General features: G+C 67.2%; 22 protein-coding genes. 7 read left to right on the top strand and 15 right to left on the bottom strand.

Annotation, left to right across the window (positions count from 1 at the left end; genetic code table 11):
- Window positions 1–89 precede the first annotated feature (89 nt).
- Window positions 90–1,079, top strand: a complete 990-nt coding sequence (locus tag ACIG5A_RS26710; RefSeq protein WP_397244702.1) for an Lrp/AsnC family transcriptional regulator — start codon at window positions 90–92, stop codon at window positions 1,077–1,079.
- Here ACIG5A_RS26710 and ACIG5A_RS26705 read toward each other — a convergent pair.
- From ACIG5A_RS26705 to ACIG5A_RS26695, 3 genes are read right to left on the bottom strand one after another with little or no spacing between them, the layout of a single operon-like run.
- The gene (locus tag ACIG5A_RS26705) at window positions 1,015–1,641 is read right to left on the bottom strand and encodes a GNAT family N-acetyltransferase (RefSeq protein WP_397244700.1); all 627 of its coding nucleotides are present in this window, start codon (window positions 1,639–1,641) and stop codon (window positions 1,015–1,017) included. The two genes, ACIG5A_RS26710 and ACIG5A_RS26705, sit on opposite strands and share 65 nt — an antisense overlap.
- Window positions 1,638–2,903: a carboxylesterase family protein gene (locus ACIG5A_RS26700; RefSeq protein ID WP_397244698.1), complete on the bottom strand. Its 1,266-nt coding sequence runs from the start codon at window positions 2,901–2,903 to the stop codon at window positions 1,638–1,640. Before ACIG5A_RS26700 ends, ACIG5A_RS26705 begins: the two co-directional genes overlap by 4 nt.
- Window positions 2,903–3,775 carry a VOC family protein gene (locus ACIG5A_RS26695; protein WP_397244696.1) on the bottom strand — a complete coding sequence of 291 codons (873 nt, stop codon included), beginning with the start codon at window positions 3,773–3,775 and terminating at the stop codon, window positions 2,903–2,905. The genes ACIG5A_RS26700 and ACIG5A_RS26695 overlap by 1 nt, the downstream gene beginning before the upstream one ends.
- A gap of 196 nt (window positions 3,776–3,971) precedes the next feature.
- Between ACIG5A_RS26695 and ACIG5A_RS26690 the strand changes: the two genes are divergently transcribed.
- Window positions 3,972–4,364: a hypothetical protein gene (locus ACIG5A_RS26690; protein ID WP_397244694.1), complete on the top strand. Its 393-nt coding sequence runs from the start codon at window positions 3,972–3,974 to the stop codon at window positions 4,362–4,364.
- A 267-nt stretch (window positions 4,365–4,631) separates the two neighbouring features.
- Here ACIG5A_RS26690 and ACIG5A_RS26685 read toward each other — a convergent pair whose 3' ends face one another.
- From ACIG5A_RS26685 to ACIG5A_RS26660, 6 genes are all read right to left on the bottom strand, one after another.
- A complete protein-coding gene (locus tag ACIG5A_RS26685) occupies window positions 4,632–4,997 on the bottom strand; it encodes a hypothetical protein (RefSeq protein WP_397244692.1) in 366 nt (121 codons plus the stop codon).
- A gap of 157 nt (window positions 4,998–5,154) precedes the next feature.
- On the bottom strand, window positions 5,155–6,918 hold the full coding sequence (locus ACIG5A_RS26680; RefSeq protein ID WP_397244689.1) for an AMP-dependent synthetase/ligase: 1,764 nt from the start codon (window positions 6,916–6,918) through the stop codon (window positions 5,155–5,157).
- Window positions 6,919–6,925: 7 nt separating this feature from the next.
- Window positions 6,926–9,076: a 3-hydroxyacyl-CoA dehydrogenase NAD-binding domain-containing protein gene (locus tag ACIG5A_RS26675; protein ID WP_397244687.1), complete on the bottom strand. Its 2,151-nt coding sequence runs from the start codon at window positions 9,074–9,076 to the stop codon at window positions 6,926–6,928.
- Between the two features lie 36 nt (window positions 9,077–9,112).
- Window positions 9,113–10,327 carry an acetyl-CoA C-acetyltransferase gene (locus ACIG5A_RS26670; RefSeq protein ID WP_397244685.1) on the bottom strand — a complete coding sequence of 405 codons (1,215 nt, stop codon included), beginning with the start codon at window positions 10,325–10,327 and terminating at the stop codon, window positions 9,113–9,115.
- A gap of 14 nt (window positions 10,328–10,341) precedes the next feature.
- A complete protein-coding gene (locus tag ACIG5A_RS26665; protein WP_397244683.1) occupies window positions 10,342–11,508 on the bottom strand; it encodes an acyl-CoA dehydrogenase family protein in 1,167 nt (388 codons plus the stop codon).
- A 7-nt stretch (window positions 11,509–11,515) separates the two neighbouring features.
- A complete protein-coding gene (locus ACIG5A_RS26660) occupies window positions 11,516–12,352 on the bottom strand; it encodes a CoA transferase (RefSeq protein ID WP_397245912.1) in 837 nt (278 codons plus the stop codon).
- Between the two features lie 174 nt (window positions 12,353–12,526).
- On the opposite strand from ACIG5A_RS26660, the gene ACIG5A_RS26655 reads away from it, so the two are divergent.
- Window positions 12,527–13,114, top strand: a complete 588-nt coding sequence (locus tag ACIG5A_RS26655; RefSeq protein ID WP_397244681.1) for a TetR/AcrR family transcriptional regulator — start codon at window positions 12,527–12,529, stop codon at window positions 13,112–13,114.
- A gap of 66 nt (window positions 13,115–13,180) precedes the next feature.
- Here ACIG5A_RS26655 and ACIG5A_RS26650 read toward each other — a convergent pair whose 3' ends face one another.
- A complete protein-coding gene (locus tag ACIG5A_RS26650) occupies window positions 13,181–13,666 on the bottom strand; it encodes a peptidylprolyl isomerase (RefSeq protein WP_397244679.1) in 486 nt (161 codons plus the stop codon).
- Window positions 13,667–13,828: 162 nt separating this feature from the next.
- Here ACIG5A_RS26650 and ACIG5A_RS26645 point away from each other — a divergent pair, with 162 nt between their 5' ends.
- Both ACIG5A_RS26645 and ACIG5A_RS26640 read left to right on the top strand, forming a co-directional pair.
- Window positions 13,829–15,484 (top strand): bifunctional 3'-5' exonuclease/DNA polymerase, encoded by a 1,656-nt coding sequence (locus ACIG5A_RS26645; protein ID WP_397244677.1) that lies wholly within the window; start codon window positions 13,829–13,831, stop codon window positions 15,482–15,484.
- 69 nt (window positions 15,485–15,553) lie between these two features.
- A complete protein-coding gene (locus ACIG5A_RS26640) occupies window positions 15,554–17,314 on the top strand; it encodes an FAD-dependent oxidoreductase (protein ID WP_397244675.1) in 1,761 nt (586 codons plus the stop codon).
- 67 nt (window positions 17,315–17,381) lie between these two features.
- Here ACIG5A_RS26640 and ACIG5A_RS26635 read toward each other — a convergent pair whose 3' ends face one another.
- The gene (locus ACIG5A_RS26635; RefSeq protein WP_397244673.1) at window positions 17,382–17,759 is read right to left on the bottom strand and encodes a hypothetical protein; all 378 of its coding nucleotides are present in this window, start codon (window positions 17,757–17,759) and stop codon (window positions 17,382–17,384) included.
- Window positions 17,760–17,884: 125 nt separating this feature from the next.
- The gene (locus tag ACIG5A_RS26630; RefSeq protein ID WP_397244671.1) at window positions 17,885–19,207 is read right to left on the bottom strand and encodes an FG-GAP repeat domain-containing protein; all 1,323 of its coding nucleotides are present in this window, start codon (window positions 19,205–19,207) and stop codon (window positions 17,885–17,887) included.
- A gap of 280 nt (window positions 19,208–19,487) precedes the next feature.
- Between ACIG5A_RS26630 and ACIG5A_RS26625 the strand changes: the two genes are divergently transcribed.
- The gene (locus tag ACIG5A_RS26625; protein WP_397244669.1) at window positions 19,488–20,711 is read left to right on the top strand and encodes a tetratricopeptide repeat protein; all 1,224 of its coding nucleotides are present in this window, start codon (window positions 19,488–19,490) and stop codon (window positions 20,709–20,711) included.
- A 75-nt stretch (window positions 20,712–20,786) separates the two neighbouring features.
- The gene (locus ACIG5A_RS26620; protein WP_397244667.1) at window positions 20,787–22,643 is read left to right on the top strand and encodes an alpha/beta hydrolase; all 1,857 of its coding nucleotides are present in this window, start codon (window positions 20,787–20,789) and stop codon (window positions 22,641–22,643) included.
- A gap of 38 nt (window positions 22,644–22,681) precedes the next feature.
- Here the strand turns inward: ACIG5A_RS26620 and ACIG5A_RS26615 are convergent, their stop codons facing one another.
- From ACIG5A_RS26615 to ACIG5A_RS26605, 3 genes are all read right to left on the bottom strand, one after another.
- On the bottom strand, window positions 22,682–23,224 hold the full coding sequence (locus ACIG5A_RS26615) for a hypothetical protein (protein WP_397244665.1): 543 nt from the start codon (window positions 23,222–23,224) through the stop codon (window positions 22,682–22,684).
- Window positions 23,225–23,261: 37 nt separating this feature from the next.
- Window positions 23,262–23,546: a hypothetical protein gene (locus tag ACIG5A_RS26610; protein WP_397244663.1), complete on the bottom strand. Its 285-nt coding sequence runs from the start codon at window positions 23,544–23,546 to the stop codon at window positions 23,262–23,264.
- A 124-nt stretch (window positions 23,547–23,670) separates the two neighbouring features.
- A complete protein-coding gene (locus ACIG5A_RS26605) occupies window positions 23,671–24,222 on the bottom strand; it encodes a hypothetical protein (protein WP_397244660.1) in 552 nt (183 codons plus the stop codon).
- Window positions 24,223–24,239: the final 17 nt, after the last annotated feature.

The following is a 24,239-nucleotide window of genomic DNA, read 5'->3' as shown; positions in this document are numbered from 1 at the left end:
CGCCAATGGGACGTTAGAAGACGTTGCTCGCCGAAAACCAGCGAAGTGCACGAGAGTGCGCGACTGGCCGATTCCCGTATCCTGAGCCGGTGTGGCGAGCCGACTTGGATCCGATCGATCTGGCGCTGCTGCACGCACTCCAAGTGGACGGCCGCGCCGCGTTCAGCCGGATCGGTGCGGTGCTAGGCGTCTCCGATCGCACCGTGGCCCGGCGGTTTTCGCGTTTGCGGGCCGCCGGAGTCGTCCGGGTGACCGGTGTCGCCGACAGCCGCAAGCTCGGGCACGCCGAATGGGTGGTCCGGCTGCGGGTGCGACCCGACAGCGCCGAGCCGATCGCCGCATCGCTGGCCCGGCGCCAGGACACCGCGTGGGTGACCGTACTGTCCAGCGGCGCCGAAATCGCCTGCACCTTCCGCACCGACGCGCAGAGCCCGGCCCCGCTGGCGATGCTGGCCCGCCACCCACAGGTCATCGAGGTCGAGGCGCATCGGCTGCTGCGCCATCTGATGGGCCGCCGCTGGCTCGGCCGCACCTCGGCGCTGACCCCGGAACAGGTTGCGGCACTGCGCAGCCCGCTATCGGAAGCCGCCGAGTCGGTCACGCTGACCGACCTGGACCGGCAATTGCTCCCACGGCTCGCCGCCGACGGCCGCGCCGCCTATCCGCAGCTCGCGGCCGCGATCGGGTGGTCGGAATCCGCTGTGCGGCGCAGGCTCGACGAACTGCGCCGGTCGCGGCTGGTCCACTTCGATGTCGAGATCGATGCGGCGCTGCTCGGCTATTCGTTTCAATGCATGTTGTGGCTGGCCGTCGCGCCGGGCAGGCTCGCCGAGGTGGCCCGCACGCTCGCCGACGATGCGGAGGCGGCGTTCGTCGGCGCGACGACCGGACCGCACAACCTGTTCGCGATCGTGGTCTGCCGCGACGCCGACGCGGTATTCGACTACGTCGCCGACCGCGTCGGCGCACTGCCGGGGGTGCAGCGCGTCGACACCGCGCCGATCACCCGCATCGTCAAACGGGACGCCCCGGCGACCGCCGCATCGCCCACACCGGCGGGCCACCGTTCGGCAGGATGATCTCCTTGGTCACCGTGAAACCCCACCGCTCGTAGTACGGCAGATTATCCGGGTTGCTGGATTCCAAATAGGCCGGAATCTGTTGCGCATCACAGATTTCCAACCGCGAACGCATCAGCGCCTGGCCGTAGCCCGTGCCGCGCACCCCGGGATCGGTGCCGATCACCGCGAGATACCAGTGCGGTTCCGGCAGATGGTTGGCCGCCATGGTGTCACCGACGCTCTTACCCACCAGCAACCGGGTACCGAACGCGCGCAGGAAGGCGGGCAGCATGCACAGCTCGGACCGTTGCGACGGCCGCCAGTATCCCGGCGGATCCCACAGCGCCGCACCGCCTATCGTGCCCGCCGCGTCGGCCGCGATCACGACGCCGCCGCCCGCGAGATGGTGGTGGCGGGTCTGCGCCGCAAAGAAGCGCGGCAGACCTTTCGCGCGCTTGACCGGATCGGGCAGCAGCCATGACATCACCGGGTCGTCATGGAAGGCGAGGGCCAGTGTCCGTGCGAGCCGCGGCACATCGGTCGCCGCGGCGGTACGCACATCGGAGGCAGTCGGCATCATCCTCTTTCTACTGATCCGGTGAAGTGACGGCAACTGCCGCGGGCCCAGCCGGGGTCGCCGTTGCGGGCGAAAGCGATCCACGCGCCGCGGACCTCGTCCACCAGCTCGGACGGTTGGACACCCATGAGCATCGGCGCATCCCGCCATGCCGCGGCATTGCCGAAAACGAACGGCAGGGAGATGGTGTGGCATGCGCCGAACGGACTGCCCTCCGGTGACCAGTCGAACCGGTAAAGCCACGGTGCCGCATCGTATTCGGTGAGCAGCGCCGTCAGACGCTGTTCCGGTTCGACGAACATCTGCCCGGTGGCCGCCTCGGCCGTGGACCTGTCGTCCGGGAAGTAGGCGGCCCCCTCATCCTTGTTGGTGCCCAACAGGATTCGCACGCCATCCGCACCGCGTGCACCGACCTCGGCGACGAGATCCTCGGCGACGAGCCCCGGGGCAGCCACCAACTGGAACGGCAACTCGGGCAGGCTCTGCCTGGCCACGTTCACCTGCGCGGTGAGCAGTTCGGCGACCGGGACATCGGTGAGCCGCGCGGCGTCACCGGGCTCGATCCCCAACTCGCGCAACAGCATCGCGCCCGCCGCGGCGGCCCTGTCCGGACCGTCCGGAGGCATCCCCGCGGGAGTGCTCTGCAGAATCGCCTGCTGGAACAGCCCGTCGGCGGACTGCCCCGACAGCATCGCCAGCAGCGACAGCGCGCCGGCGGAATCGGCCGAAATAGTGATCGCGGTCGGATCGCCGCCGAACGCTTCGATATTGTCGCGGACCCAGCGCAGCGCCGAAACCTGGTCGAGCAGGCCCATATTGCCGTCGCTCACGCCGGGCAGCCGGAGGTAGCCGAGCACGCCGAGACGGTAATTCACCGTGACAACGACGAGTTCGCCATACGCGGCCAGTTCGGCACCGTCGTACCACGGGAGACCGCCTGAGCCGCTGGAGAATCCACCGCCGTGCAGGAACACCAGCACCGGATGACCGGTGCCGGTGGGCGCCCACACATTGAGCGACAGGCACTGTTCATCCTGCGGCACCTCGAAGGAACCCATGATGTGCGCCAGGCGCGACGGTGGTTGGGGCGCGGCCGGGCCCGGCGCGGTGGCGGCGAGTACCTCCGGCCACGGCGGCACCGGTTGTGGCGCGGCGAATCGCTCCGCGCGCGCGTACGGGATGCCGCGGAACGCGGTGATCGGTACGCCCGTCTCGCCCTTGAACTCGACGCCTTCGACTCGGCCCGTGCCGGTTTCGACGATCATCACGCCTCCTCGAAGAGCAGTCCGGCGCCGTACGCGTCGCGCGCGGAGACGAAGAAGCCGCGCGCGGTCGTCCGGGTCTCGGCGGTGCGCTCGATCAGCGTGCGCGCGGCGGCGAGATCGTCGACCGCGATCGTCATCGTCGCGAGATAGGACGGGGCGGGTGCGGATTCACCGGGGAATACGGTCGCCGCGTCCGATGCGCGGATGATCTCCAGCCGTATATCTTTATGGGTGAGCATGAGGAAAGGTCCTTCCGGAGTGGCTTCCGTCTGCAATATCTCAGCGTAACGCGCTGCCACACCGCGGAACTCGGCATCGGCGGTAACCATCGATACCGCGGAAATCCCGCGCGCGCCGTTCGGATGATCGAGATAGCGCGGCTGATGGACATACTCGCGAGTGAGATGCTGCGAAATACCGATGTACCCCTCCGGTGTGGTGCGCGGATCGATATGCACCGACTGTGCCCGCATGGTCCTGATCCCCTCGATGGTCTCCACCTCACGCTCGAGATCGAGCACACCGGACGCCCCCAGACCTGCGGCGATGAGCCGCCGCGACACCGCATCGGCATCATCGGTATCGAGATTCAAGATCCGAAACCCCGCATACTGATCCGCCATCGCCTTGGCATGCCACGGATCCGGCGCCGACTCGTCGACAATCCCGAGCAACTCGATATATGACCCACCGAACAACGCACACAAATTAGCGGTACTACTCGCCTGCAACGGCTCGCCGGGCCGCGCGGCGAGCATATGCCGCGACCGCGGGCTGAGCGTGAAACCGAACGCGCGGTAAGTGCGCTCGAGCCCATCGAGATCACGAGTGAGAATGCCGGTGTGGTGGAAGGCGTGAATATCTTGCGTCATGGTGACGAGCCTGCGGCGGCGCACCACCCCTGTCGCCGAACCGACAGCCACACGCCGGAATCCGACACAGTCGCACCGGGATCTGGCGCAATCCGACCAGCACGCAAGCTACCGCTAGCGGTAGCGCTGCCACCAGATCCCCTACCCAGTTGCGAAAACAGGGGGCTGGTGAGAATCGGCGGCCTATTGTGGCGGTGTGCACGACAACGGGGGCATCATCGGAAACGATCCTCTGGCCGACGGGATGAATATCTCGCTGCGGTACCGGCGGGACTTCCGCGTGACCGATGCGGGCCGGCTTCTCGACGTCGCTCGTCGCGCCTACCTCCACCTACACCCCGACAGCACATCCGAGGACGCGGAAGCCGCCGTTACCTGCGCTGCGGATGCCGTCTTCACAATCCTCGAGTACGACCAGCTACTCGGCGACGAGATCGAAACCCGCCTCGCCGCCCGGGAAATCGATGGTTTGAGCCTCGGCGGATGGCAAGCACAACTCGTCCTCGACGAACCCCAACCACTGCACCGCGACCCCCGCGGGAACTGCCTGCGTGGCGATGTATTCGCCCTGCCGGAGTCCGATAACTGAAGCGGTCCGGAATTACTCGTCCAGGTGTGAGCCCGCGCGTCCAGGCAGAATGTCGTCATGTTCTTCGAGGGCGATCTTTCGTTCCGTGGCCAGCTCTACTGGCTCACCCCTGAGCAGGGTGGTCGGTCGTCGGGACCGCCGTCGATGACGAAGCATTCCTCGACCTGTTCGCCTTGTTCCGACGCTATGGCATGAACCGCGAACCATTACGCCGACTGACCCCCGCACGATTCACCGCACTCTTCGACAACCCGCCAGGCACCTCGTTCAGACGTGGCAGCGAACGTTGACCAGCAACGTGTCACCCGGCAGGGCCGCCAGGTAGTCGGCGATGTGGTCATAGCCCGCGGGTAGGTCCGGCTCGTGCGGGCAGTCGGCGAGGCTGTGGCACATCCCGTGGATCCCCGGCCCGCCGTCCTCACACCACCAGCCCGCCAGCGACAGAACATTGCGCCGAGGCAGCGCATGTTCCAGCGCAAGCGCGACGTACGCCACCCGCCAGGTATCCCAGATGTCCAGCTCTTCGCCACGCGCGAAGTCCATCTCGAACGGCGCCATCGCCGCCGCGACCGCCGCTTCCACGCGCGTGGCCTCGCGCGAAGGGAGACATACCGTGATCCGCATACCGGCCATGTCGATATGAAACCTCCCGTCGACGCTGCGGCACAACGGAATTACCGCGGCGTGACGTGTATGTCGTCCTCCGATCCGGCCAGGACCGAATCGTGGTGTCAGCCAGCCGACGTCTCGGCGCGTGACCGGACCGCGGGCGGCTCCTTTGCGTGTTGGATCACGGCAAGTCGTCGTACATGGCGGCGATCCGCTCGGCGTATCCCGCGGCGATCGGCTTGCGCTTCAATTTCGAAGTGGGAGTGAGGTAGTCGCCGCCAGGCTCCCAAATGTCGGGCAGGATCGTGAACTTCTTGATCTGCTCTACTCGCGACAGCGTCGCGTTGGCCGAATCGATGCCCGATCGAATCGCCTCGCGCACGAGCGCATTCGCTGCCAGCTCCACCGCGGATCCGGAAAGTCCTTGCCGACGTGCGAAATCGGCGATCGCCTCCGGTTCCAGGGTGATCAGTGCCGTATTGAACTGGCGGCCGTCGCCGATGACCACCACGGGGCCGACCAGTGGTGTGTGTGCGGTGATCGCGTTCTCGATATTCGACGGGGACATGTTCTTGCCCGCTGCGTTGATGATCAGTTCCTTCTTGCGATCGACGATCGTCAGGTAGCCCGCCGTGTCGATTTCGCCGATGTCGCCCGTGTGTAGCCAGCCGTCGGCGTCGATCGCCTCGGCCGTCTTGTCGGCGGCCTTGCGGTAGCCGCGCATGATCATCGGTCCGCGAGCGAGGATCTCACCGTCCTCGGCGAGCCGGATTTCCGCGCCGGGCACCGGTATTCCGACCGTGCCGATGCGGATGCGGTCCGGTGGGTTGATGGTGAGCCCGCAGGTCCCCTCGGTCAGCCCCCATGCCTCGCAGACCGGAATCCCCAGCCCGACAGCGAATTCGAGCACCTCGGCCGGGATCGGCGCGGTCGACGACACCGCGATCTTCATATTGTCCACGCCCAGCTCGCGCCGGATCTTCCCGAGAATCGGCTCGGCGGCCGTCCGCCGCACCCGGTCCACCAGAGAGGGTTGCCGCCCTTGCGTTTCCGCGCGCGCCACGCGTTGTCCGGCCGCGCTCGCCCAACGCAGCAACGCCCGCTCGACCGGGGATTCGGCGGCGAACTTCGCCTCCAGCCCCGCCTTCATCTTGATCCAGATGCGCGGCACGCCGAGGAACAACGACGGCCGCACCTCGGTGAGCGCCGTGATGATGTGTTGGTAGTCGTCGACGTCGGTGATCCGCGCGCCGGTGACGAGCGAGGTGTAGTGCGACACCCAGCGGTTGGCCATGTGCGCGTCCGGCAGATAGGACACCAAGCCGTCGTCGGCGCCCAGTTCGAGGTTCTCCTCGATAAGTATCGCACTAGCCAGCAGGTTGGCGTGGGTGATCTCGACGCCCTTGGGCATGCCGGTGGTGCCCGAGGTGTAGACGATCGTGAGCACATCGTCGGGACGAACCGCCCGCCACCGCGCCTCGAAGTCGAAATCCGGTGCGGGAGTCCCTTCTACATCGGCAAGGCTCAGCACCCCCGGTTCGGTGTCGACGCAGACGATGTGCTCGACCGCGCCACCACGCTCGACGCCCGCGCGCACCGCGGGCAGGAACTGCCGTTCGCAGATCACGACTTTCGCATCCGCGTTCTCGAACTGGTAACCGAGGATGTCCGGCGGATTGGTGTTGTAGAGCGAGAACGGCGTCGCGCCGGTGTGCAGCACCGCGGTATCGCAGAGATGGAACTCCGGCCGGTTGGTCAGCATCAGCGCGACGGTGTCACCGGCGCCGACGCCGAGATGGGCGAGCCCGGCGGCGAGGGCGCGAACGCGGTCGGCATAGCGGCGCCAGGTGATCGTCACCCCATCGCCGACGGTGCGCAGCGCGACCCGATCCGCGTTCACGGCGGCAGTGTGCTGGAAGGCTGCACACAGGGTTTCGGGATTCATTGCGCCACTACTCCGCACGCAGGCTGTCGGGCGCCCGGAAGCGGTCGCCGTAGCGGTCGGCGAGTGCGTCCGCACGGGACAGGAACGCTGCGCGCCCGCCCGGATACCCCGTGACGAATTGGTGCACGCCGCCGGTCCATGCCGGGTAGCCGATGGCGAAGATGGAGCCGATGTTCGCGTCGGCGGTGGAGGCCAGTACGCCCTCGTCGAGTACGCGCCGCGCCTCGAGCGCTTGCGCGAACAGGAAACGGTCGATCAGATCCTGGAGTGGGACCTTCAGTTCCGTTGTGGTGCTGTAGATGTCGCGCAACGCGGGCCAAAGTCCGGTCCGTGCGCCGTCGGCATACTCGTAGAAGCCCGCGCCGCCGAGCTTGCCCGATCTGCCGTGTTCGGTGAGCATCGCGCCGAGCACGCGCAGCGAGGCGGCCAGCGGGACGCCGACCGCCCCTCCGTCGGCCGTGAGGGCCGCCGCCGTCTCTTTCTCGACCTTGTGGACCGTCTCGAAGTTCAGCTCGTCGATCAATTGCAGTGGCGCGGCGGGGTATCCGGCCTGCAGACCTGCCTGCTCGATGGTCTGTGGTTCGATGCCCTCCTCCAGCATCAGCACGGCCTCCTGGATGAAGGAGCCGAAGATGCGCGAGGTGAAGAAGCCACGGCTGTCGTTGACGACGATCGGCGTCTTCTTGATGGCGAGCACGTAATCGAAGGTGCGGGCCAGTGTTTCGTCGCTGGTCCGTTCGCCTCGGATGATTTCGACAAGCATCATCTTGTCGACCGGTGAGAAGAAGTGGATGCCGATGAAATCGGCTTGCCGCTCGACGTCGGTGGCCAGCTCGGTGATCGGCAGGGTGGAGGTGTTGGAGCCGAGGACCGCGTCGGGTGTGACGATGTCCTGGATCTCCTGAAATACCTTGTGCTTGAGTTCCGGGTTCTCGTAGACGGCTTCGATGACGAAGTCCACCCCGGCGAGGTCCGCCGGGTCCGCGGCCGGGGTGATGCGGTCCAGCAGCGCCTTCGATTTCTCCTCGCTGGTACGGCCCTTCGCGAGCGCCCTGGCTTCGAGCCGCGCGGAGTATTCTTTGCCGCGTTGTGCGGCCTCGAGCGAAACATCTTTCAGCACAACGTCGATGCCCGCCTTGGCGGTCACGTAGGCGATGCCCGCGCCCATCATGCCCGCACCGAGAACGCCGACCTTCGTGATCTCGCGCCGGGGGATATCCTTCGGCCGCGACCCACCGTTGTTGATGGTCTGCAGGTCGAAGAAGAACGCCTGGATCATGTTCCCGGCGACCGGACCGGTCAAGAGCTCGACCAGATAGCGGGTTTCGATCAGCTGAGCGGCATCGAAATCGACCTGCGCGCCCTCGACGGCGGCGGCCATGATCGCCCGCGGCGCGGGCATGTTCTGACCTTTGAGCTGTTTACGCAGGTTGGCCGGGAAGGCGGGCAGCGTCTGAGCCAACGCGGGCGACGATGGAGAACCGCCGGGAATCTTGAATCCCTTCTTGTCCCATGGCTGCACGCAGCTCTCAGGGTTCGCCATGATCCAGGATTTCGCGGCGGGCACCAAATCCTCGATGCTGCCGACGATTTCGTCGACCAGGCCGAGCTCCTTCGCCTTGGCGGGCCGCAGGCGCTGCCCTTGGAGCAACACCCCCATCAGCGCGTTCTGGAGCCCCAGCATCCGCACCGTGCGATTGACACCGCCTGCCCCCGGGAGCACACCCAATTGCACCTCGGGCAAACCGATCTGGCTGCCGGGCACCTCGGCGGCGATACGGTGGTGGCAGGCCAGCGCCAGCTCCAGGCCGCCGCCGAGCGCGGCGCCGTTGACGGCCGCGACCACCGGCTTACCCAGCCGCTCCAGGCGGCGCAGGTCGTTCTTGACGTCGGTCAGCATGTCGAACAACCGCTGTGCGTCCTCGGGGCCGACGGACCGCAGCTCCTCCAGGTTGGCCCCGGCGACGAAAGTCTTCTTGGCCGAGGTGATCACGGCCCCCGCGATCTCGTCACGCTCGGCCTCGAGCCGGTCGACCGCGGCCTTCAGTGAGGCACGGAAGTTCTCGTCGAAGGTGTTGGCGCTGCCGTGCGGGTTGTCGATGGTGAGCAGCACGATGCCGTCACCGTCGCGCTCCCAGCGAATGATGTTCTCGCTCATAATCAGTGCTACTCCTGTGATGAAATCCGGTGCGGTTCAGACCCGCTCGACAACGGTCGCGACGCCCATACCCCCGGCGACGCACAGCGTGATCAGGCCGTAGCGCCCACCGCGGCGTTCCAGCTCGTCGACCACGGTGCCGAGCAGCATGGCTCCGGTCGCTCCCAGTGGATGCCCCATGGCGATCGCCCCGCCGTTGACGTTGTACTTCTCCTCGGGAATCCCGAAGTGCCGCTGCACCTTCAGTGCCACCGCCGCGAACGCCTCGTTCATCTCGAACACATCGATGTCGGCGGCGGTCAGCCCGGCAAGGGCGAGCGCTTTGGTCACGGCCGGGATCGGCCCGTCGAACATCAGCACCGGATCCGCGCCGCTGGTGGCCGTGGCGACGACACGGGCGCGTGGGCGGAGATTCGACGCCTCCCCCGCCTCCCTGCTGCCGACCAGCACCAGTGCCGCGCCGTCCACGATGCCGGAGCTGTTGCCGCCGGTGTGCACGTGGTCGATCCGCTCCACGTGGTGGTACTTCTGCAGCGCGACCGCGTCGAACCCGCCGAATTCGCCGATCCCGGCGAAAGCGGGCGCGAGCTTGCCCAGGTCGGCCACGCTGGTTCCGGGCCGCATGTGCTCGTCGTGGTCCAGAATGGTCAATCCCGTCCGGTCCTCGACCGGCACAACGGATTTGGCGAAGTACCCGCCTGACCAGGCCACCGCCGCTCGCTGCTGCGAACGCACCGCGTAGGCGTCCACGTCGTCGCGAGTGAACCCCTCGAGGGTGGCGAGCAGGTCGCACGCCACGCCCTGCGGAACGAAGTAGTTGTCGTAGGCGGTGGCCGGATCCATGGCCATCGCGCCGCCGTCGCTGCCCATCGCGACACGCGACATCGACTCGACCCCGCCGGCGAGCACCAGCTCGTCGAAGCCGGACCGCACCGCTTTGGCGGCCATGTTCACTGCCTCCAGTCCCGAACCGCAGAACCGATTGAGCTGTACCCCGCCCACGGTGTCCGGCAGACCCGCGACGTTGACCGCGGTGCGGGCGATATCCATGCCCTGATCGCCGACCGGAGTCACCACCCCCAGGAGGAGATCCGAGATCCGGTCCTCATCCAGATCCGGGAACCGTTGCCGCAGTTCATCGATCAGGCCGACGACCAGGTCGATCGGCTTGACCGTATGCAGTGCGCCGGTCTTCTTGCCCTTACCGCGCGGCGTCCGGATCGCCTCGAAAATATATGCCTCAGTGGTCATGTCGTGGCTCCTCGCTACAGCGACCTGGAGATGATTTCTTTCATGATTTCGCTGGTGCCGCCGTAGATGCGGTTCACGCGAGCCGCCGCGTACGCGCGGGCGATCGGGTACTCCAGCATGTAGCCGTAGCCGCCGAACAATTGCAGGCAGCGGTCGACGATCTCGCAGGACTTGTCCGCGGCGAACAGCTTCGCGCTCGACGCCGTCGCCGGATCACAGGTGCCGTCGAGGTAGCGCTGGATGGCGTAGTCGACCAAGGTCTTGATCGCGAGCGTCTCGGTCTTGCATTCCGCCAGTTCGAATTTGGTGTTCTGGAATTTGATCAGTGGACGCCCGAAAGCCTCTCGCGCCTTGGTGTACTGGATCGCTTCCAGCACCGCGGCTTCCGCGATCCCCGCGCAGGCGGAAGCGAGGATGAGGCGCTCGCGGGCCAGCTGTTCCATCAGCTGATAGAAGCCGAGGCCCTCTTGCTCGCCGAGCAGATTGGCGGCGGGCACGCGCATATCGCTGAAGAACAGCTCGCGGGTGTCCTGCCCGTGCTGACCGATCTTCTCCAGCACCCGGCCACGCTCGAAGCCCACGAGGTCGTCACCGGTTTCGGCGACGATGAGCGAGACACCGGCCGCTCCCTGCGCCGGGTCGGTCTTGGCCACGATGATCAGCAGATCGCAATGCGTGCCGTTGGAGATGAACGTCTTCGAACCGTTGATGACGTACTCGTCGCCCTCCCTGATCGCGGTGGTGCGCACATTCTGCAGATCCGATCCGGTCCCCGGCTCGGTCATCGCGATCGCGCACACCATCTCGCCACTGATCAGCTTCGGCAGCCAGCGCCGCTTCAGATCCGCCGCGGCATAGGCATTGATGTAGTGCGAGACGATCGGCGCATGCACCGCCCATCCACCCGAGGCGGTGTCGTGCGCGAGGGCGATCTCCTCCATCACGACCGCGGCGTGGCCGAAATTCCCTCCGGCGCCGCCGTATTCCTCGGGCAGGTCGAGACCGAGCAACCCGGCGTCACCCATCTTGTTCCAGAATTCCCGGTCGACCATGTGCTGCGCCGCCCAGCGCTCCTGGTTCGGCACGCTCTCCTTGCGCAGGAACTCCCGTACGTGCCTGCGCAGTTCGCGGTGCTCGTCGGTCTCCCAACTCGCGCGGTACTCGGGGAACAGTTCGGACATCGCGGGCCTACTTTCCGATCGGGGTGGGAGTTCGAATTCCGTTGAGGGGTATGTCGTTCGCGGCCGCGATAGCCTCGAGTTCGGCAATGGTCTTGTCCGCGAACGCGGTCCGCAGGCTCTCGTGGCTGCCATCGGCGCCGAAGAGTTCGAGTGTGCGCAGGAAGAAGTGCGGTTCCACCGCACCCAAGGCGACGTGGCCGTCCGCGCACTCGTAGATCGCGTAGCCGGGGAACGCGCCGCCCAGCACCGCGCCGGGACCCGTCAGCCGATAGCGGACGGCATCTCCTGCGCGGGCGGCGGCCTCCTCCAGCGGCACCCGATAGCACTCGCCCACACCGGTTTCCGCGCGCCGCACCAGCGCGGCGAGTGCCGCGGAAACGGCGCGTTCGGCGCCGAGCATGTCGGCGATCGGCACCGTCGGCAGCTGCGGCGGGGTCAGGGTGCGGTGCACCGCCTGATAGTTCAGATCATGGCCCGGAACTTCGGGATCGTCCGCGTGCCCGACGATTTCGATCAGCGAAAGCCGAGGAAGACGTTCCTGCGGTCGCGCCAGCCCCAGCCGGGCGAGTGCGGTCGGGCGCATGGAGGTGATCAGCAGATCCGCCGTGGCGAGCAACTCGTCGAGCGTCGCCCGGTCCGCCGCCTGCTTCACGTCCAGAGCGAGGACTTCCTGCCGTTCGATCAGCGCGCGATACCACTCGGGCGCGGCGGCGGCGAGCGGATCACCGTTCGGCGGCTCCACCTTGACCACGTGCGCGCCCAGCTCGGCCAGCCGCGCGGCCGCCAACGGGCCGGGCAGGTTCACCGCCAGCGAGACAACCTCGACTCCGGCGAGGGGGTGCATCGTCGCGACCTCCATTCACGCTCACAATACAACTGTATAGTACACAGGTCTGTCGTAACGTAAAGAAGTATCTAGACCTGACAGCGGGAGATACGGGTGTATCGGCGGCGATGCATGAGGGGCAGCTCGCACTACAGCACGTAGAATCACCGCTCAACCGACATGTGAGGACCGATGCTGAACCCGCGCGCCACCAACGACGACCTGACCGCGAAAGCGCGAATCCGCAACGCCGCCATGGATTTATTCGCGCAGCACGGCGCGGATCGGGTATCTCTACGCGCGGTCGCGGCCGAGGCGGGCGTCACCCTCGGGCTGGTTCAGCACCATTTCAAGACCAAGGCCGGGCTACGCGACGCCGTCGACCAGCTCGTCGTCGACTACTTCGCCACCGCGGTCGCCTCGGTTCCTGCCACCGGCACCGCAGGCACGGTCGCCGCCGCTCGCGATACCGCGGTGCGAAAGATGTTGCAGGACAACCCCGCCGTGGTGAACTATGTCCGCCGCGCCCTGCTCGAGCCCGCCGAAGCGCGCCTCAGCCTGCTCGACGCCCTGATCTCGCTGACCCGTCGCGAGATCTCCGGCCTCCGCGAGGCGGGCCTGGCCTCCAGCACCCGCCCCGAGTCCAACCAGATCGTCTCGGTCCTGGTCCGCCAGCTCGGCGAACTCCTGCTCGCGCCGATGATCGACATCATGTGGGACCGCACGGACCCCTCCCCCAAGGCCGCCAAACCGAGCCTGTCGATCACGTTGCGGGACTGAAACAACTCGAGGCCGGGTCGTCGCGACCCGGCCTCGAACTCCCGGCGTGTTCAGCCGGTGGAAAACTCAGTGGTCGTGGTCACCCTCGCCGTGCGGGTGGCCGTGGGCGAGCTCGTCCTCGCTGGCCTCGCGGACCTCCACGACCTTGACCTTGAAGTGCAGCCGCTGCCCGGCCAGCGGGTGATTGGCGTCGACGGTGACCTCGTCGCCGTCCACCGCGCGAACCAGGACGATCTGCGAGTCACCGTCCGGCGACTCCGCCTCGAACTCCATGCCCGCCTCGAGCTCGTCGACCCCTTCGAACATGTCGCGGTCCACGATGCTGATCAGCTCGGCCAGGTACTCGCCGTAGCCGTCCTCCGGTTCGACGACGACATCCAGCTCGTCGCCGACCGCCTTACCCTCGAGCGCCTGCTCCAGACCGGGCACGATGTTGTCCGCACCGTGCAGGTAGACCAGCGGCTCTTCGCCGACGGAGCTGTCGAGCACCTCGTCGGCGTCATCGGTCAAGGTGTACTCGATGGCGACAACCTTGTCGGTCGCGATCAACATGGTCTACAGCCCTTTCACAAACGGATACCGGCGAGCAAATGTATCCGACTGACCACTGCGTCCCCCAACCCGTACGCTCACCGTCCGCGCAAACCCCGGCTGATCACAGCTACCGCCTGGCGAACCGGGGAGATGTCGGTGGCCGGTGCGAGACTCTGGGGCATGAGATGGGCGGTGGCGGAAACAGGCGACGGAGGTGCGCGCCTGTGTCCCCTCGGGCAGGACGGGCGGCCCGCGGGTCCGGTGGTGGACGAGCCGTCGCTCGCCGCGGCCGTGCGGGCGCGGCCCGAGGTCGAACGGTGGGTGTGGCGGTCGACGAGTGAGATCTACCGGCGCCTGCTCGCGGCGGGGGTGCGGGTCGAGCGCTGTTATGACGTAGAGGCCGCGGAGGCGCTGCTGATCGGGCACGAGGAGGGGCAGTCGGGGCAGGCTCGCTCGCTGGCGGCCGCGTGGGCGCGACTGCACGACCTACCTGTGCCGCCGGATGCGCCCGCGCGGGCCGCCGAGACGCAGCCGTCGCTGTTCGAGTCGGGGCCGGTGCCGCTGCCGTCCGGCACGGATGAGTTCACCGCGCTGCTGGAGGTGTACGCGGGGCAGCTGGTCCGGACGGCGAAGACCGAATTCCCGGAGCGGATGCGGCTGCTGCTCGCCGCCGAATCCGCGGGCATGCTGGTCGCCGCGGAGCTGTCCCTGGCCGGAATCCCTTGGCGCGCAGACGTTCACCGTGCCCTGCTGGACGAGTTGCTCGGTGAGCGGTTTCCCGGTGGGGCCGAGCCACGCCGGATGGCGGAGCTGGCCGAGGAGGTATCGCGGGCATTCGGCACCCGGGTCCGTCCCGACCTGCCCAACGACATCGTCAAAGCCTTCGCGCGCGCCGGGATCGTGCTGTCGTCGACGCGGAAGTGGGAGCTCGAGCGGATCGATCACCCGGCGGTCGCGCCACTGCTGGCGTACAAGTCGCTCTACCGCCTGCACACCGCCAATGGCTGGTCGTGGCTGGAGCAGTGGGTGCACGACGGCCGCTTCCGTCCCGAATATCTGCCCGGCGGTACGGTTTCGGGCCGCTGGACCACCAATGGTGGTGGCGCACTGCAGATTCCGAAGGTGATCAGGAAGGCGATCCGCGCGGACCCCGGGTGGCGCCTTGTGGTCGCGGACGCCGATCAGATGGAGCCGCGAGTGCTCGCCGCGATCTCCCGCGATCCGGGACTGATGGAGGTCGCCGGTCGCGGCGACGACCTCTACGCGGATCTGGCGGCCCGTGCCTTCGGCGGCGACCGCGATCTGGCCAAAGTCGCTCTGCTCGGCGCCATTTACGGCCAGACCTCCGGCGATGCGCTCACGCACATGGCCGAACTCCGGCGGCGCTACCCAGCCGCGGTGGCCTATGTCGACGACGCCGCCCACGCGGGCGAGGAGGGCCGCCTGGTACGCACCTGGTTGGGGCGCACCTGCCCGCCGGTCTCCGCCGACCTGTCCCAGGACGAGGAACCGTCCGGCGACTATCGCAGTTCCTCCGCCGCACGCGCCCGCGGCCGCTTCACCCGGAATTTCGTGGTGCAGGGCAGTGCCGCCGACTGGGCCCTGCTGGTGCTGGCGGGGCTGCGGCACACGATGAGCCGCGCGGGCCTGCGCGGCGAGCTGGTGTTCTTCCAGCACGACGAGGTCATCGTGCACTGCCCGGAGGCGGAGGCGGATACCGTCGCCGCCGCGATCGCGACCGCGGCGGAGAACGCGGGCCGGATTGTCTTCGGACCGACACCGGTGCGCTTTCCGTTCACCACGGCGGTGGTCGAGTGCTATTGGGACGCCAAGTAGTACCCATCCGGAACCGTCCCCGCGACGAATACGCGTTCGGTGCGTGCCCTCGTTCCGGAAGGATCGGGAATGTCCGACAGCGTGGTTTCCCGACGACGCCTGCTGAGCACCGCGCTGGCCGCGGGTGCCGTCGCGTCCGGCGCGATGGCCTGTGCATCGATCGCCGCCGTGCACGCGGGTGACAATCGCTCCCGTGACCGCAGCGAGTCGCTCGCCCGGCTGCTGCTCGGCGTCGACGAGAACGGCGCCGACTTCACGCTGACCTCGCTGAAGATCCTCATCGATACCGGCCTGCCCGCGACGGACAGGCGTAAGAAGATCCTCGTCGTCGGCGCGGGCCCGGCCGGGTTGACCGCGGCGAACCTGCTCGCCGACGCCGGCCATCAGGTGACGGTGCTGGAGGCCAACGGAAACCGCACGGGCGGGCGGGTCAAGACAGTGCGCGGCGTCTTCTCCGATCCCGCGCTCTACGCCGAGGCCGGCGCGATGCGTTTGTCGAGCGCGCACCCGACGGTGCTGGCGCTCGCGGACAAGCTCGGTGTGCGCCGCAGGCCGTTCTACGGCTCCGACGTGCTCACGCAGACGCGTACGCCGCAGGCTCCCCCGGTGTTCTATCGCTCGTTCACCGGCGAGGAATGGTCCAACGGGCCGAAACTGCGTTACGAACCGCCGCCCTCGGCCGGGCGCAGCCTGATCAGGGTCAATGGAACCACTGTCACCCGAGGCGAATACGCCGCGAATCCGGGCGCGCTCCACGCGGGCTTCGGCTGCGCGCTGACCGAAGCGAGCCGCACAGTCCTCGACAGCGCGGTCCGTCAAGCCTCGGTCATGCCCGATCTGCCGATCGAGCGGCAGGTCGACGACTGGACCGAGTTGCTGCACACCTACGAAAATCATTCTCTCCGTAGCTATCTCATGGAACAGAACTGGTCGAAGGAATGCCTCGCGGCGATCGGCACACTCGAGAATCTGACCGCCCGGCTGCGGCACAGCGTCGTATTCCCACTCGTCGATCACACTCTGATCCCCTCCGACGCCACCTATTGGGAACTTGTGGGCGGCACGGCATCGCTCACCGACGCCATGGCCCGGCGGCTCGGACCGGCAATCCTGTTGGGTAAGCGCATGACTCGGCTCGAACAGACCGAGCACGGTGTGCGGGTCTGGACCACCGCCGAGACGGGAGACGAAGCCTCCGACGGCCGCCCGGCCGATCCGGTCGAATCGTTCGACGCCGACTACGCGATCGTGGCCATCCCGCTCACCGCGGCCCGATTCTGCGCCTTCGACCCGCCGCTGTCCTACGACAAGCGGCGCGCCATCATCGAACTGCACCACGACGCGGCGACAAAAGTGCTGCTGGAGTTCAGAACTCGCTTCTGGGAGCAGGGCCCTGGCGGATTCCGCGGCGGACGCTGCGCCACCGATTCCCCGAACCGCTCCCTGTATTTCCCCTCCCACGTCGAGAACTCCGACGGCGGCGTGGTCCTCGCCTCCTACACCTTCGCCGACGACGCGATGCGCTGGGACTCCCTCACCGAGGGCGAACGCATCCACTTCGCCCTCGCAGGCATGCGCGAACTGTTCGGCCCGCGCGTCGACACCGAATTCACCGGCGTCGGATTCACCCAGAGCTGGGCCCGCGCCCGCTACGCACTCGGCGAGGCCGCCATGCCGCTGCCCGGCCAGTTGCACGAGCACCACCTCGCGGCCCGATCCATCGAGGGCCGAATACATTTCGCCGGTGACCACACCAGCCTCGACACCGCCTGGATCGAGGGCGCCCTGGAAAGTGGCGTCCGTGCCGCACTCGAGGTACACCGACGCTGACTCCCAGGGCGCCACTTCTCGACGCTACGACTCGACGAACAGCCGCTGCGCCACACGCGGATTCGGACTAGCCGGGAATCTGTGCGCCGATCGCGCTGCCGATGCCCGCGCCGATCGCGCCGCCGATCGCACCGCCTGCCACCGCGCCGACGCCGACGCCGACAATGGCCCCGACCGGGCATACGGGCGCCGTCGCCGCGCACGCCAAGGCGCCGCCCGCTACCGCGCCGACTCCGACACCGACCACCGTGCCGACCACGGCGCCGACCTGTCCGCCGACGATCGCCTGGGTTTGGCCGCCCGCGACAGGCTGAACGAGTTCGGCGGCCGCGGGGGGCACGGTGGCGGGGGTTGCGGCGTCAGGTGTTGTGGCGGCGGCGATCCCACCGCCCGCTCCGGTCAGAGCTGCGGCGATGACGGCTGTCGCGGCAAGTTTGCGGACCATGATGTAACTCCCTGTTTCCAAATGAATGTGCGGAAACGATTGTGCCCTACGGGCTATCGGAAGGCATGGCGAACGAACCGCGCGTCAGGTTTCCCGCCGGCCGCGAAAGGGATGCCGTGCAGCGGTCAGCGACGGTTGTTGATCAACACCGATACACCGCCGGGGATGAGTGACACGGGGCCGATGGTGAGGCTTGGCACGTTGCCGGTGACCAGGTCGGGTTTGCCGTCACCGTTGAAGTCATCGGTGGCAATGGAATTGGTGCCGATGAACCAGGTGGATGCTCGATAGCCTTGGGGCGCGGCCAACACCACTTCTGAGGATCCAGGGGCGGTGCGGTTGCCGAAAACCACGACGTCCCAACCGGGTAGCGGGAAGTCGTTGTTGGCGGCGATATCGGCCACGCCGTCGCCGTCGAAATCGGCGACGGCGACATTCTCGGTGACAACGCCCATGGTGCTGTACGCCCGAATCACCTCGCCGACCAGATCGGCGCCGACATCGCCGCCGAATTCGGCGTAGGGCGCGCCGGGCTGGGTCTGGTTGAGCCGCACTGAGATTCCGCCGACCGTGCGTGGAGAGATCAGATCCAGCTTGCCGTCACCGTTGACATCGCCGAGGTCGACACCGGTCGTCGTGACGATCCACTCCTGCGAGGTGTTGAAGCTCGCGCGGGTCGCGCCGGGCGCGGTGGTGTTGACCAGGACCGCGACATTGCTGGAGCCGGTATTCGCCGCCAGCACATCCACGCGGCCATCGTTGTTGATATCGCCGATGGTCAGCCCTTCGGCGATGAACCCGCCCCAGAACTGCTCCGGCGCCGAGAAACTCAGCGGCCCACCCGGCGCCGTCGTATTGAGCAGCACCGTCACACCGGGCGACAGCGGCATCCCCGCGTCCGCGGTGACCAAATCCAACCGTCCGTCGGAGTTGATGTCGGCGGCACGCACCAGCGTCGGCGCCACGCCGGTGGGCAGACTGATCGGCGGTGCGAAGCTCGCGACCTCCGCACCCTCCGGAGTTGTGTTGCGCAGCACCGAAATACCGTTCGGCCCCACATCTCCGATATTGGCGACGACGATCTCCGGCGCACCGTCGCCATCCAGATCCGCCACATCGACACCGGTGGGGGCAAGCCCCGCGTCGAAACTCGCCGCCGGGGCGAACCTGGGTTCCGGCGCGCCAACCTCGGTGGTATTCAACAATACCGAGACACCAGGAAGCCCCGGCACGGCCACGGTGCCGAGCCGGGCCGCCCCCGCGTTCGCGGTGACGATATCCGGACGGCCGTCACGATTGACATCACCGGTATCGACCAGCCACGGCACCGTACCCACATCGAAGTTGAACGGTCCCGCGAAGGCCGACGCGCCCGTGCCCGATGCCGACGAGGAGCCGGACGGCGGCGCCGCACCGGCCGACGGCACGGCAAAGCCCGCCGAAACCACGGCTACCGCGAGTACTCCTGCGCGCCACGCATATCCGGCGCCCTCGATCCCGTCGTTGATGACCGGCTCCTCTCGCTCAGCCCAGGCGCACTACGACGTGGCCCGCCGACCGCCCACTCGTATCGATGTCGAAGTAGAGCCAATCAATCCGCCCGGCGGCGCTCCATGCTCACAGCAGCCGAAAAAGTGACAGTTTCGGCCATCGTCGGTCACGGAGGTCTTGAGGAGCCCCCGCCGGCCCGGGTAGCGTCGGTTTCGTTCGGAGCAGGAGGGGGCTTCAATGGGGCTCAGAACATGGCTGGTCAAGCAGGCACGATCCGCCCGTATCGGCTGGGCCGCCGGAACGGGCGACCCCGCGGCCATGATCAAGGTCGGCGATTACTACTACAAGCGGGGTAACCGGAGCAAAACCGAATACTGGTACCGGCAATCCGCCGAGGCGGAGCATCCACCTGGAATGTTCGCCCTGGCATGGCTTTTCGACGACCGTGGCGACAGCGACGCGGCCGAGGAGTGGTATCGCAAAGGCGCACAGTCCGGTCATGCCGACAGCGCGAACAACCTCGCCGTGCTGTCCCGCGGCCGCGGCGACCTCGAGCAGGCCGAGCAGTGGTTCCGGCAGGCCGCCGAAGCCGGTTCCGTGGACGCGATGCGCAGCCTTGCCGCCATTGTCGACGACCAGGGCAAGATCGACGAGGCCGGTGCATGGTGGCGGCGAGCGGCCGAAGCCGGCGATACCGACTCGGCATACAACCTGGCCTTGGTACTCGCCGACCGGGGAGAAGACCGCGAAGCCGAGCCCTGGTATCGCAAAGCCGCCCAAGCCGGCTCCGCCCCCGCGGCCTTGAACTTGGGAGTGATGCTCGATCGGCGCGGTGAGCACGTAGCGGCCCGCGGTTGGTGGCTACGCGCCGCATCGAGCGGCAACGGTATGGCGATGTTCAATCTTGGCTTGGCCGGCACCGACGAGGAGGCCGAATCGTGGTACCGCAAGGCAATCGAGACCGGCCACGCCGACGCCATGAACAACTTGGGCGCCCTCTACCGGAAACGCGGTGCGGATACCGAAGTCGAGTCGCTCTACCGGGCGGCGGCCCAAGCGGGCAGCGTCCTCGGAATGAGCAACCTCGCGGGCCTGCGCGAGGAACAGGGCGACACCACCGAAGCCGAGCAGTGGTACCGGCGCGCCGCAACAGCCGGCCACGTCACCGCCATGCACAACCTGGCGGAACTGTTGACCCGGCGAGGCGACTCCGACGACGCCGCCCGCTGGCACCGCAGGGCCGCCGAACGGGGACACGCGGCCTCGATGAATGCCTACGGCGTACTTCGTATCGAGCACGGCGACGAGGCCGATGCGGAAGCCTGGTGGCGCCGCGCCGCAGCCGCCGACAACGAGCTCGCCATGTGGAACCTGGCGAAGTTGCTCGCCGCACACGGCAAAGACGCCGAGGCCGCCGAATGGCGCACCCGCGCATCAGCTTCCGACGACAACTCGCACTAGCTCGCGATCGCCCCGATAGCAGGCGCATGACCTCGACACCCTGATCGTAAGGAGGACAACAAGGCCGCTCCGGTCATGGCGGATCGGTCCGGTCTGGTGCAGTGGGTCTCGGATATTCGCGGAATCCTGAGCTTCGGCAGCCTCGACGACATACGCGACAAGCGGCGCCACTGTCACGCAGATCATCGAACGCTGGCTGGCGAGCGAATAGGTCGGCGTGTCATGTTCTCCTTTTTCATCGACGAATTCGCGATGCAGAACAATCGAGCCATGACTGCGACGTGCGCTGATCACAGGCCTCGGTTTGTCAGGAAACTCGGTCTGAACTATCTGGGCCTGTGGGGTGCCTTGGTGTTCTTCGTCAGCGCCCTCTCCCCGTCTCTGCTCCCGCGCAGTTGGAAATACGATGGCGTGGTGTGCGGCATCTCGCTGGCCGTGGGATACGGCTGCGGTGTCGTCGTGAGTTGGGTGATCCGCAAGGTCGTTCGACGGGAGCTTCCGGATGCGGTGAAACGTGTGGCCTGGTGGACAATCGGTATCGGCGGTGCGGTGCTGGTCATCGCCGCGCTGTGGGCAGGCTCGACTTTTCAGAACCGCGTTCGCGACATTGTTGGACAAGCTCGCGAGAATCAACTCTGGTATGTCGCCGTACTGGCTATATCGGTACTCGTATTCGCTCTCGTGCTCGGCGCGGTACGCGTTGTCCGCTGGAGTACCGGACAGATTTCGGGGCTGCTCGGGCATTGGATGCCTGCTCGGGCCGCGGCCGCACTCGCAATCGGTGTGGTGGTGATCGTCGGCGTGGTGATCGAGGTGGTCGTCAATGATGGCTTGATCGGGCTCGCGAACCAGACCTACAAGGTCGCCAACGGGCAGACCAAACCGAATACGGTGCCCCCGACCAGCGCTCTCGTCTCCGGCGGCCCGGGCTCGTCGCAGAGTTGGGCGTCATTGGGCCGTGAGGGGCGGCAATTCGTGGCCAGCGGCCCGAACGCGGGCATGATCCAGCGAACTCTCGGCCGACCGGCGATGGACCCCATTCGGGTGTATGTCGGTATCGACTCCAGCGATTCCGCCGAGGAACAGGCAGCGCTGGCGGTGGCGGAGCTGGAACGCACCGGTGCGTTCGACCGTGCCGTGCTGTGCGTCATGACCACAACAGGCAGCGGCTGGATCAACGAGCGGGCTGCCGACACACTCGAATACCTGTACGGCGGAAACACTGCCGAAGTCGCCATCCAGTATTCGTATCTGCCGAGCTGGATCTCATTCCTCACCGACCGGGATCGAGCCAGCCGGGCCGGAAAGGCATTATTCGATCGGGTGTATGAGCGCTGGTCGCAACGTCCCGCAGAATCACGTCCGAAGCTGTTGGTGTTCGGTGAAAGCCTGGGTTCGATGGGCGGCGAGGCTGCTTTCGCCGACCTGGACGACATCCGGCGTCGCACCGACGGCATCCTCTGGGTCGGCCCACCACACAGCAACACCCTCGCCCGCGATTTCATCGACCATCGTGATCCCGCTACGCCGGAGGTGGCGCCAGTTTATGAGGGAGGTCGCACCGTGCGGTTCGCGTCGAGCCCGCAGGAATTGCTCGACCAGGCCGGCAATTGGCAGCCGCCCCGGGTGCTGTACCTGCTGCACGCCAACGATCCGATTGCCTGGTGGTCTCCGAGTCTGCTGTTCAGCCAGCCCGATTGGCTAGAGGAGCCGCGCGGGCGCGGTGTGGCGCCGGAGATGTTCTGGGCACCGATTGTGACGTTCTGGCAGATCACCTTCGACACCTTCGTGGGGGTGAGTGTGCCGGAAGGCACGGGTCATCGGTACGAGGACGCGATGCTCGCGGCATGGGCTGCCATAGCGCCGCCACCGGGCTGGACGACGGAACAAACAACAGACCTGAGCAATACCCTCGGACCGAACTCACCGTGAGAGGTCAGCGGTCCTCGCATACCCGGCGCTGTTGGTGCTCAGCGCGCACCGGCCAGGCGTGGTCCCTGTGGTGTCGGCATCGCGTCCGCGGGGAAGACCGAGGGGCAGGCGGTGCGCATGCGGGTGATGGCGCCGTTGAGTGAGTCGAGGGCGGTACCGATGGCGTCGGCGGCGCCCTGGGGCGGACGGGTGCCGTCCAGGGTGGCGGAGAGCTGGGAGAGGGCGTCGTGGAGTTGTTTGCCCGCGGCCGAAACATCTTGGTAGACATCGCCGATCAGCGGAGAGCCGATCTTGCGGACGGCGGGGTCGATGGTGGTGGTGACCTGGTTGGCGAGCAGCATGCCTTGGGCTATCCGGGCTTTCACGTCGGCCAGGTCGTTGCGGGCCGAGGCGGGGCCGATGCCGTTGAGCTGGTCGGAGAGTTGACGGAAGGTGTCGCGCAGGCCGGCGATGGTGCGTCCGCCGAACGTGCAGTCGGCGGTGTCCTGGTCGCCGGGGCGCGAAACGGGTTGTGCCGATTCGGGACTCGCGCATCCGGTGAGCAGGGCGATGCCGAGCAGGAAGCTGGCCGTTGCCGCCACGCCGAGGGATGTGCGCCCTCGGCGTGACGACGGCCGGTCACCCGACATGGGTGATCACCGACAGGATGGCGTTCTGGGTGGCGGGCAGCAGGCCGAGCGTGAGCACGATCGTCGCGCTGATCGCGGCCTGCGTGAACCGGTGACGGTTCCACCAGCCGATCTTGCCGGTGCGGCGCCGGGTGTTCCATTCGACGCCGGTTTCCGCGGCGACCTCGTTGCGCTCGTAGTACCCGAATCCGACCGGAGCCGAAGTGATGTCGAGCAGCCCGCCGAACGAGTCGACGGCGAGGCCGCCGGGCCCGATGTTTCGTGAATCGAACATGGCGCCAACCCCTTTCGCTAGGTCCAGAAAGCAGCTGAGGTAGTCGAGATCCGTCGAGCGCAGTCAAATGGCCCGCTATTACGGCGTGTCGCACGGCCATTCGACTGCGCTCGGCGGAGGAGCATCAGGGCTCGATGCTGGTGGCGTAGGGCCGCATCAGTTCGTCGTAGACGGCCTGAGTGAATTCACCGCGGCCGATCAGGTCGCCGAGTACGGCGGCGGTCACCGCCTGCCCGACCACCGTGACGGCGCCGAGCGAGCCGAGCGATTCGAACAGCCCGCTCATATCGCCGCTGCTGATACCGGACGCACCGGGCGCCACGGCCTGGCCCGCGACCATGCCCGCCACCTGCACATTGCGAGCCCTGCCGAATGCCTTGGCGGTCTGGGTGGCGATGGCGAGCGGTTCGGTGGCCTGCTGGCCGGACATCTGTCCGAGCCCGGCCAGCAGACCGGCCAACCCTCCCTCGCCGCCCGCTCCGCCGGACAGCGCCGACATGCGATTCTGCATGGATTTCGTCGCCTCGGCGTTGAGCTTCTCGCGTTCACCCGGCCGCAGCTGACCGGACCGCTCGATGATGCGGACCACCTCGCGCCACTGCGGGCCGTACAGGTATTCCAGGTGCATGCTCGCTTCGGTGGTACCGGTCGCGTCGTTCTGCGTCGCGTGCGTCATTTGCGTGCTCCTTCATG

It is taken from the genome of Nocardia sp. NPDC052566 (assembly GCF_044547285.1).
Lineage (GTDB): Bacteria > Actinomycetota > Actinomycetes > Mycobacteriales > Mycobacteriaceae > Nocardia.
The sequence above is the reverse complement of the archived record's forward strand: the minus strand, read 5'-3'. Positions and strand labels throughout refer to the sequence as shown.

Coding starts and splice junctions, on each gene's coding strand:
- ACIG5A_RS26675 (WP_397244687.1), bottom strand. CDS start 9,076: ATGAGCGAGAACATCATTCGCTGGGAGCGCGACGGTGACGGCATCGTG.
- ACIG5A_RS26640 (WP_397244675.1), top strand. CDS start 15,554: ATGTCCGACAGCGTGGTTTCCCGACGACGCCTGCTGAGCACCGCGCTG.
- ACIG5A_RS26625 (WP_397244669.1), top strand. CDS start 19,488: ATGGGGCTCAGAACATGGCTGGTCAAGCAGGCACGATCCGCCCGTATC.
- ACIG5A_RS26670 (WP_397244685.1), bottom strand. CDS start 10,327: ATGACCACTGAGGCATATATTTTCGAGGCGATCCGGACGCCGCGCGGT.
- ACIG5A_RS26665 (WP_397244683.1), bottom strand. CDS start 11,508: ATGTCCGAACTGTTCCCCGAGTACCGCGCGAGTTGGGAGACCGACGAG.
- ACIG5A_RS26655 (WP_397244681.1), top strand. CDS start 12,527: ATGCTGAACCCGCGCGCCACCAACGACGACCTGACCGCGAAAGCGCGA.
- ACIG5A_RS26620 (WP_397244667.1), top strand. CDS start 20,787: ATGGCGGATCGGTCCGGTCTGGTGCAGTGGGTCTCGGATATTCGCGGA.
- ACIG5A_RS26660 (WP_397245912.1), bottom strand. CDS start 12,352: ATGCACCCCCTCGCCGGAGTCGAGGTTGTCTCGCTGGCGGTGAACCTG.
- ACIG5A_RS26705 (WP_397244700.1), bottom strand. CDS start 1,641: ATGATGCCGACTGCCTCCGATGTGCGTACCGCCGCGGCGACCGATGTG.
- ACIG5A_RS26650 (WP_397244679.1), bottom strand. CDS start 13,666: ATGTTGATCGCGACCGACAAGGTTGTCGCCATCGAGTACACCTTGACC.
- ACIG5A_RS26695 (WP_397244696.1), bottom strand. CDS start 3,775: ATGACGCAAGATATTCACGCCTTCCACCACACCGGCATTCTCACTCGT.
- ACIG5A_RS26645 (WP_397244677.1), top strand. CDS start 13,829: ATGAGATGGGCGGTGGCGGAAACAGGCGACGGAGGTGCGCGCCTGTGT.
- ACIG5A_RS26605 (WP_397244660.1), bottom strand. CDS start 24,222: ATGACGCACGCGACGCAGAACGACGCGACCGGTACCACCGAAGCGAGC.
- ACIG5A_RS26700 (WP_397244698.1), bottom strand. CDS start 2,903: ATGATCGTCGAAACCGGCACGGGCCGAGTCGAAGGCGTCGAGTTCAAG.
- ACIG5A_RS26680 (WP_397244689.1), bottom strand. CDS start 6,918: ATGAATCCCGAAACCCTGTGTGCAGCCTTCCAGCACACTGCCGCCGTG.
- ACIG5A_RS26635 (WP_397244673.1), bottom strand. CDS start 17,759: ATGGTCCGCAAACTTGCCGCGACAGCCGTCATCGCCGCAGCTCTGACC.
- ACIG5A_RS26610 (WP_397244663.1), bottom strand. CDS start 23,546: ATGTTCGATTCACGAAACATCGGGCCCGGCGGCCTCGCCGTCGACTCG.
- ACIG5A_RS26685 (WP_397244692.1), bottom strand. CDS start 4,997: ATGGCCGGTATGCGGATCACGGTATGTCTCCCTTCGCGCGAGGCCACG.